Origin of the sequence: Nocardia sp. NPDC060220 (assembly GCF_042727815.1) — a bacterium.
Lineage (GTDB): Bacteria > Actinomycetota > Actinomycetes > Mycobacteriales > Mycobacteriaceae > Nocardia.
In genome coordinates this window covers 1-7,623 of the sequence record NZ_JBHWZY010000283.1, presented here as the reverse complement: position 1 = coordinate 7,623, position 7,623 = coordinate 1, and the positions used below count along the sequence as shown (strand labels likewise).

Annotated in this window: 7 protein-coding genes; 4 read left to right on the top strand and 3 right to left on the bottom strand. The window is 64.7% G+C overall.

Features of this window, described 5'->3' with window-relative positions; genetic code table 11:
* On the top strand, nucleotides 1-1,086 hold a 1,086-nt coding region (locus ACFWF3_RS16540; protein ID WP_379314339.1), incomplete at its 5' end, for a DUF4185 domain-containing protein.
* A gap of 52 nt (nucleotides 1,087-1,138) precedes the next feature.
* Here the strand turns inward: ACFWF3_RS16540 and ACFWF3_RS16535 are convergent.
* From ACFWF3_RS16535 to ACFWF3_RS16525, 3 genes are all read right to left on the bottom strand, one after another.
* Nucleotides 1,139-2,191, bottom strand: coding sequence for a peptidoglycan-binding protein (locus tag ACFWF3_RS16535; RefSeq protein WP_379314338.1), 1,053 nt, complete (start codon nucleotides 2,189-2,191; stop codon nucleotides 1,139-1,141).
* A complete protein-coding gene (locus ACFWF3_RS16530) occupies nucleotides 2,188-2,382 on the bottom strand; it encodes a hypothetical protein (protein WP_379314337.1) in 195 nt (64 codons plus the stop codon). Before ACFWF3_RS16530 ends, ACFWF3_RS16535 begins: the two co-directional genes overlap by 4 nt.
* An 892-nt stretch (nucleotides 2,383-3,274) precedes the next feature.
* The gene (locus ACFWF3_RS16525) at nucleotides 3,275-3,925 is read right to left on the bottom strand and encodes a TetR/AcrR family transcriptional regulator (protein ID WP_379314336.1); all 651 of its coding nucleotides are present in this window, start codon (nucleotides 3,923-3,925) and stop codon (nucleotides 3,275-3,277) included.
* Nucleotides 3,926-4,034: 109 nt separating this feature from the next.
* Between ACFWF3_RS16525 and ACFWF3_RS16520 the strand changes: the two genes are divergently transcribed.
* From ACFWF3_RS16520 to ACFWF3_RS16510, 3 genes are all read left to right on the top strand, one after another.
* Nucleotides 4,035-5,462, top strand: coding sequence for a cytochrome P450 (locus ACFWF3_RS16520; RefSeq protein WP_379314335.1), 1,428 nt, complete (start codon nucleotides 4,035-4,037; stop codon nucleotides 5,460-5,462).
* Nucleotides 5,459-5,650 carry a ferredoxin gene (locus ACFWF3_RS16515; protein WP_378987379.1) on the top strand — a complete coding sequence of 64 codons (192 nt, stop codon included), beginning with the start codon at nucleotides 5,459-5,461 and terminating at the stop codon, nucleotides 5,648-5,650. Before ACFWF3_RS16520 ends, ACFWF3_RS16515 begins: the two co-directional genes overlap by 4 nt.
* 354 nt (nucleotides 5,651-6,004) lie before the next feature.
* Complete coding sequence (locus ACFWF3_RS16510) at nucleotides 6,005-7,531, top strand: sulfatase (protein WP_379314334.1); 1,527 nt, start codon at nucleotides 6,005-6,007, stop codon at nucleotides 7,529-7,531.
* The last annotated feature ends 92 nt before the right edge of the window (nucleotides 7,532-7,623 follow it).

Sequence of the window (7,623 nt, the reverse complement as noted above, 5' to 3'; positions counted from 1 at the left end):
GCACAGGGCTGGCCGGTCACCGGCCATGTCTACGCCGGTGAGTGGTACGGCGTCATCAAGGACGGCTGGCGGTTGCCTGCCCCCGCTGCCGTCCCCACCGGCACACGCAAGATCACCGACGCGACCGGCCCCGGCCGGACCGACCAGTTCGGTATGGCCGCAACCGATCTCGGGGTGATGACCCGTACACCCTCGGGCCGGATTCTCGCCGTCTTCGGCGATACCTTCCGCGACCCGATGGTCGGCAGTGACGACTGGCGCTCGCCGGTCGCGTTGTACTCCGACACAACGAATTTGGACAACGGAATCGTGTGGCACGAAGCCGCGGGACCGGTTCCGAACTACGCCCAGCAACTGTGGTCCTACGACCACGCGGGCGGGACGACGGCGCTGCCCTCCGACATCATCACCATCGGCCAGGACATCTACCTGCACGTGATGATCAACCAGGGCCTCGGCAACGTGGTGCGCACCGAGATCTGGACGTCGAGCGACGACGGAAAGTCCTGGCGGCACACCGGTGCCCAGTTCGACGCCGGCCTGCACAACGGGTTCGCGCAGCTGTGGACCTGGGAACGCGACGACGACGGGTGGGTGTACGTCTTCTCCACCGGATTCCAACGCGACAAGGGGGTCATCCTGCGCCGCGTCCGCCAGGACCGGATCACCGACCCCGGCGCCTACATCGGCTGGGGTTGGCGCGACGGCAGCTGGAACTGGGGAAACCCACCGACACCGGTACTCGAAAGCCAGCCCTCCGCGGAAAAGTTCGGCGAGATGTGCCTGCGCAGAATTCAGAACAAATGGGCTCTGGTCAACTTCGACGCCTCCACCACCGGTGGCTACGATATCGACCTGCGTCTGCTCGACACTCCCACCGACAACCTCTACCAGGTGCCGAAGACGACACCCATTCGCGGGTCGGCATGGGGAGAAGAGGGCAATGACAGGGTCGCGCAACTCTACGGCCCGTGCATCATCCCCGGATCCACCCTCGACGCCGGCCTACACCTGTTGGTGTCGCAGTGGAAGACCACCGACGGATGGCCTTACCGCGCAATGCACTTCAAGATTCCCGTCCGATAGCTGGCGGGATCGGCGAGTATTTTTACCAGGTTATGAGCAGGTCTGACTTCAGCTAGTCGGGCGACGTGATGTCGCGGAGGACTTGCTCGGCGCGCTCGATTCCGGTGTGGCCGTCGAAGTCCGGCCAATCGTGATAGTGAACATGCGGATTACGGATCAGGAACTCGGAGACGACCTGCATGGTTCGGACGGCCTTGACGAAGTCGACGCCACCGAGTCCCGTCGGCACGGTCATTCGGCCGACATTGCCGAGCGGGCCACCGAGACCGCCACCGAGGATGTTCGATTGCAGGAACTGCAACACCGCAACCGCAAACGGCACCGTCAGCTCCGCCTGGACGAGTAGGTCGTAGAACTGCTCGAGCAGCGTGTCGTCAGTCGTCGTCGCATACATGTCACCGTCGAGCACGAAATCGAAGGTGCGGTCGCGGAATTCCTGGGGCGTGTAGTCGCCGGAGATTCCGGCCCCCGGCGGGTTGTTACCCAGCAGCGTGCGTCCCGGCGGACGGCACGGCGACCCGAAGGTGATCACGCGCCGCAGATCGTCCGCGCGGTGCGCGAGCGGCCCGCCGTCTGTCATGAGCATCATCAGCCGCACCACGACTTCCGCGCCTTGGCTGTATCCCGCGAGGATGAAAGGGCCGGGATTCAGCAGGATCAGCCTGATCCCCTCCCCGACGCCGAGCGCGACCGACTCCCGGTAGCTGGTGTGCGGGTCCGGATTGAGAAATCCACTGGCGGGGTACGCGACCGGTTGATTGCGGACCCGGCGCTCGCCTTCGAGCGCCGAGCCGACGTCGAACGGTGGTCCCTGACTCCAATGGCCCCACGTGCCGGCGAAACTGTAGTACAACGGCCGGGTCCCGGCTGGTGGAAGCCGGTCGAAGTTCAGTCCGAGCCTGCGCAATGTCGTTGTGTCGGCCGTGCCGGGTTCGGCCACATCGAGTCCCGCCCGGCGCTGAAACTCCGCGACGACCGTGGTCGTGGCTGGGCCGTATTCCCCGTCTACGACCAATCTGGAGTAGAGGGGGTAGTCACGGTTCAGCGTCGCCTGGAGCACCCCGACGAGGTCTCCACGATCGCCGGGCCTGAGTACCACGGTCATCGGACCAGCCCGCCGACTCTCAGTGGCAACACCCCGCCGTTGTTGCGCTCGAAACCTGTCACCCTGATCTCCTTCATCATGGCGCACGCCCCACACACCCGGATCAGATCTCCGGAGAACTTGTCGACGCAGCACATTTCCTGTGTGCGTAGCGGTCCGGTCACGACCTTTCGCCATCGCTTGATCGCCACGATCGGAGTACCTTTCCATCCTGATGTCGCAAGGAAGCCGACTCTGGAACCTGATCGGCTCACGCGCAGAACTCACGAAATCGAACGAAGGAATGTGACTGGCACGCCCTCTGTAAGGGCAGTCCGCACCTCAGGGGAGGGACCAGAAAAGTTGGGCGGAGATCGAGAGCTAGCCTCTCGGCCATCATCCACCCAAGTTCGACTAGTGGATAGAGGTCGAGACCGATTTGTTGCCATGAACTAACTTGCCTGCGGCACAGTGTGATCAACGTTGCCGCTGACATGCGAACTCGCGACACTCACACCTAGGACCAGTGGATCTTCTCCGCTCAGCCCAGCGGACGCTCCGATCATCGGGTCGGAGACACCGGATGGGATTTCGACACAGGCCTAGGGTGCCGAGCAGGCGGCAGCGTCCAAGGCTCGGGCGCCTGCGTGGTAGCGGTCGTCTATCAGTTCTTAATTGAGGGCGATGGCTATGGAGTGGACAGCACATGGGCATACGGCCTCGGCCTGGCACGAATCACCTCTCGCGCCCATTGCGCATCGGGCTCGAAATCGGCGAGCACGGAGAGCGCGTTGCGGATCGCTTCGGCGATATCCGTTGTCCCCCAACGCACTTGCTCAGTGAGGCCGGCGAGTTGGCCCGGCAGGGGTGGCGCCCCGAATTCGGCCGCGTATTCGGGGCGTCCGCTGGTGCCCTTCTTTTGTTCAAAGGCTTCGACCGCCTGCGCGACTTCGGACCAGCGGGGATGTCCCGCTCACCGGCCGAGCGAGATCCAGCCGGTGCAGGCGCACCAGCCCGACCAGATCAACCACGTCCTGCGAGGCCGATGGAAGTCGCCGAGCAGCTTTGGCCGGCGAAGCTGAAATGCGTAATCAGCGCGTGCATTCAATGCGCCAATCGGGCGGCCATCGTGGTCAGGTTGTCGGCAAACGTCAGCACGAATTCGACGCACAGGTTGATCAGTTCGTCGCGGCTGATGTCCATACCGCCGTCGAGCCAGGCCAGGACCAATTCGGCGGCGCCGCCGGTGATCATCAGAGAGACCGCACTGACCAGGGTTTCGCTGCCGGCAGGCGGGTCCAACAGTGCGCGTTCCTGTTCGGCGACGACGTCGGCGATAGTGCGCATGGCGGCGGCGCGGCGTCGCATCAGGATTTCGCTGCCGTGCGCCTCGGCGAAAGCGATGCGGGCGCGGCGGGGGTCGTCCACGACGGAATTGAGGATGGCGGTGACGGCTGCCCGCGTTTTGGCTGCGATGTCCTCCGGTGCGGCGGCGAGTGCGTCCAGTGAGCTGCGGATCGCGGTGTCGATGATCTCGTCGTGTACGGCGGCGGCGAGCGCGTCGAGGTCGTCGAAGCTCTCGTAGAAGAACCGCGGACCGACCTTGGCCTGTTCGCAGACTCCGCGCACGGTGGTCGCGGCCCAGCCCTGGGTGCCGATGATGTCGAGGGCGGCGTCCATCAGCCGCTGGCGGCGTTCGTCGCGTCGCTGTTCGGCCGAGGTGCCGCGATAGATGCCGGTCGCTGCCCGTGTCACACACCTCAGTATGCCGCAACAGAAATAGGAATCAATCGTTTACGGAAACGGTTGATTCCTGTATGGTCCAGATCACACCACATCGCAACGGTGCGAGAGGACCACGAACATGATGTCCACCCTGGGCCGACGGGCCAAATCCGCCGTATCCGCTCTTGCCGAGCGATATCCCTCGCAGACCCGCGCGCTGGCAGACCCGCTGCCCGACAGCGGATTACGGCCGATCATGGGCGATTACGGTGTCCCAGTCATCGGGCACGCCATACCCGCGATGAGCGACAGTCTCGATTTCGCCCGCCGCCGCTTCGACAAATACGGGCCGGTGCACTGGGTCGGGATTGCCGGGCGACGCGTCGTCATGGTCGCCGGACCAGAAGCCACCGAAGAGGTACTCGCCGACCGCGACAAAGTGTATTCCGCGCAACGCGGCTACACCTTCTTCATCGGCCCGTTCTTCCACGGCGGCATCCTGCTGCGCGACTTCGAGGAACACCGCTATCACCGTCGGATTTTGCAGCAGGCCTTTACCCGGCCGCGGTTGGTCGGCTATCTCGATATCACCAGTCCGGCCATTGCGCGCGGTATGCGCGGATGGACACCGAATCGCGATTTCCAGCTCTATCCGGCGGCCAAACGCCTGCTGCTCAGCTTGTCCTCGGAAGTGTTCATGGGGGCGAATCTCGGGTCGGAGGCCGCCGGGCTGGAGCGGGCGTTCATCGATGCGGTGCGGGGCGGCCAGGCGCTGGTGCGCACGAATCTGCCCGGCGGTCTGTGGGCACGCGGACTGCGCGGGCGCGCGGTGCTGGAGGATTATTGTCGTCGCGAGCTGCCTGCCAAACGCGCGGGAAATGGCGAGGATCTGTTCAGCGTGCTGTGCCGCACCGCGTCCGAGGAGGGCCATACGTTCACCGACCAGGATATCGTCGACCATCTGATCTTCGTCCTGCTCGGCGCGCACGACACCAGCACGATCGCGGTGTCGATGATGGGGTATCAGCTCGGATTGCATCCCGAATGGCAGGACCGGCTGCGCTCCGAATCGCAGGCGTTGGGCAAGGAGTCACTCGACTATGCCGATCTGGACCGGCTGCCGACCCTGGAGCTGGTCTTCAAAGAGATTCTGCGGATGTACTCCCCTGTCGGGCAGCAGATCCGCGAAACCGTGCGGGATACCGCGATTCAGGGTCAGTTCGTCCCCGCTGACACCTTGGTGATGATCGGCTCGTACTCGGCCATGCGCCAGGCCCGCTGGTGGAACGACCCCGACGTGTTCGATCCCGAACGGTTCACGACCGAACGGCACGAGGACAAGGCTCACCGCTATACCTGGGCCCCTTTCGGTGGTGGCGCACACAAATGCATCGGACTCTATTTCGGCGGTATGACAGTCAAGGCGATCATGCACCGCATGCTGTTGAACTACCGCTGGACCGTGCCCGCCGACTACATTCCCCCGATGGGCTGGGCGACCGGCCCTATCCCCCTCGATGGCCTACCCATCCGACTCGAACATCTCGGCGCCTCGGGGTCCGCATGAAGATCGCCGCCGACCGCACCCGTTGCGAGGGCCACGGCATGTGCGAAGCATTGCTGCCCGACATCTTTCGGGTCGACGACGAAGGCAACGTGACGGTGCTGACGGAACAGGTAGCCGAAGCCGAACTCGACGACGTGCGGCTGGCGGTCGACAGCTGCCCGGTGGAGGCTCTGCGCCTGTTCGACTGAAGCACACTCGCGTCGGCCCTGGCCACGGGTAGGGACGCTTATCTGTGGTACAGGCGACGTGCCATGATCGATAAGTTGAAGAATGTGGGCGATTCGGCATTCGATCGAGCCGAGTTCGATCGGCTCCTCGGCTTGCCGCACGCGGAGTTGCACATACACTGCTCTCGGCTTTTCGGCTCGGCGCACCACACCGATGACGCCTGACAGCAGGCATTGCTGCCGATGCAGCTCGTAAGCGAGCTCAGTCCCGGTCGCCCACGAATGGGCGGCCACCATCGACCGCGGCAGGATCGACGAAATAGGCCGGATCGCGAAGAAAACCAACACCCCGTTGCCCCCCCGAGGAGAAACTCAATGCGCGCACGTCGCTTGCCGCGTCGTTTCCTGACCGCGGCGGCCGCGGTCCTGCTCACAGTGACCGGGTGCGTCTCCACAGCGTCGGCCTCGCCGGCGACCGGAGACCGGCGGCCGAATGTGGTGATGATCCTGGCCGACGACCTGGACGCGGCAACCACCCCGGTGTGGCAAGCGATGCCGCGCACCGCGGCACTGATCCGTGACCGTGGTGTGGAGTTCACCGACGGCTTCGCGCCGATGCCGATCTGCTGCGCGGCCCGCGCTTCCATCCTGACCGGCGAATACGGGCACAACACCGGTGTCCTCACCAACGCCGGCGAGGTCGGTGGCTTCGACACCTTCCGCGCGCGCGGCAACGAATCCCACACCATCGCCACCACCCTGCACGACGCCGGATACCGCACCGGCATGGCCGGGAAATATCTCAACGGCCTCGAACACGACCCCGGCCACATCCCGCCCGGATGGGACGACTGGAACGCCGGAGTCGACAACTTCCTGTACTCCGGCTACAACTACACCCTCAACGAAAACGGGACCCGCGTGAAATACGGTGTGGCACCGGCTGATTACCAAACCGACGTGATCCGCGCCAAGTCCGAGCGGTTCCTCACAGACGCCGCCGCCTCCGGGCAACCGTTCTTCTGGTACGCCGCCTCCACCTCCCCCCACTTCCCGATCCCGCCCGCACCTCGCCACCTGCCCAGCACCCAGCCCACCCTCGCCCCGCGGTCACCGAACTATCAAGAACCCGACGTGTCCGACAAACCCTCATGGCTGATCGACACCGCCGACGCGAGGGCCGCGACGATCGCCGCGACCAACGACATCGACTACACCAACCGCCTCGGCGCTCTCAAATCACTCGACGACATGGTCGCGGGAATCGTCGAAACCCTCGAACGAACCGGCGAACTCGACAACACCTACCTGATCTTCACCTCCGATAACGGCTACAGCCTCGGCGCCCACCGCCTCACCCAGAAAATGGCCCCCTACGAAGAATCCATGCGAGTGCCCCTCGCGATCAGCGGCCCCGGCATCCGCCCCGGACGCAGCGACGCCATGGCCCTGTCGATCGACCTCGCACCCACCCTCTACGACTGGGCGAACATCCCCATCCCTGACCAGGTCGACGGCCGGCCCCTGACCCCCGTACTGTCCGGCGACACCATCGGCTGGCGCACCGATTTCGCCGCCGAATACGGTGGCAACGGCGACAGTGGCCGCAACGGAATCGCCCAGGAACAAATCCCCGGCACCGACACCCCCGTCATGTACGCACTCGACATGCCGTCCTGGAGCGCCGTGCGCAACCACCGGTACCTCTACGTACGCTGGTACGAACGAGAACGCCCCCTCGACCAGCGCGAATACGAACTCTACGACCTGCAGGCCGACCCCTACCAACTCACCAACCTCTTCAAGACCGCCCAAGGCCGCGCGGCCCACGCCGACATCGTCACCGACCTCGACCACCGGCTCGGTGAACTGACCACCTGCACCGGACGCTCCTGCCGGTGACAACCCATCGGGTATCGGTCTCGTCGTTCACCGCGCTGCGCGGCACGCGCCGGTCGATAACCACCTACGCCACGAGCAAGGCAGGGGTGGCC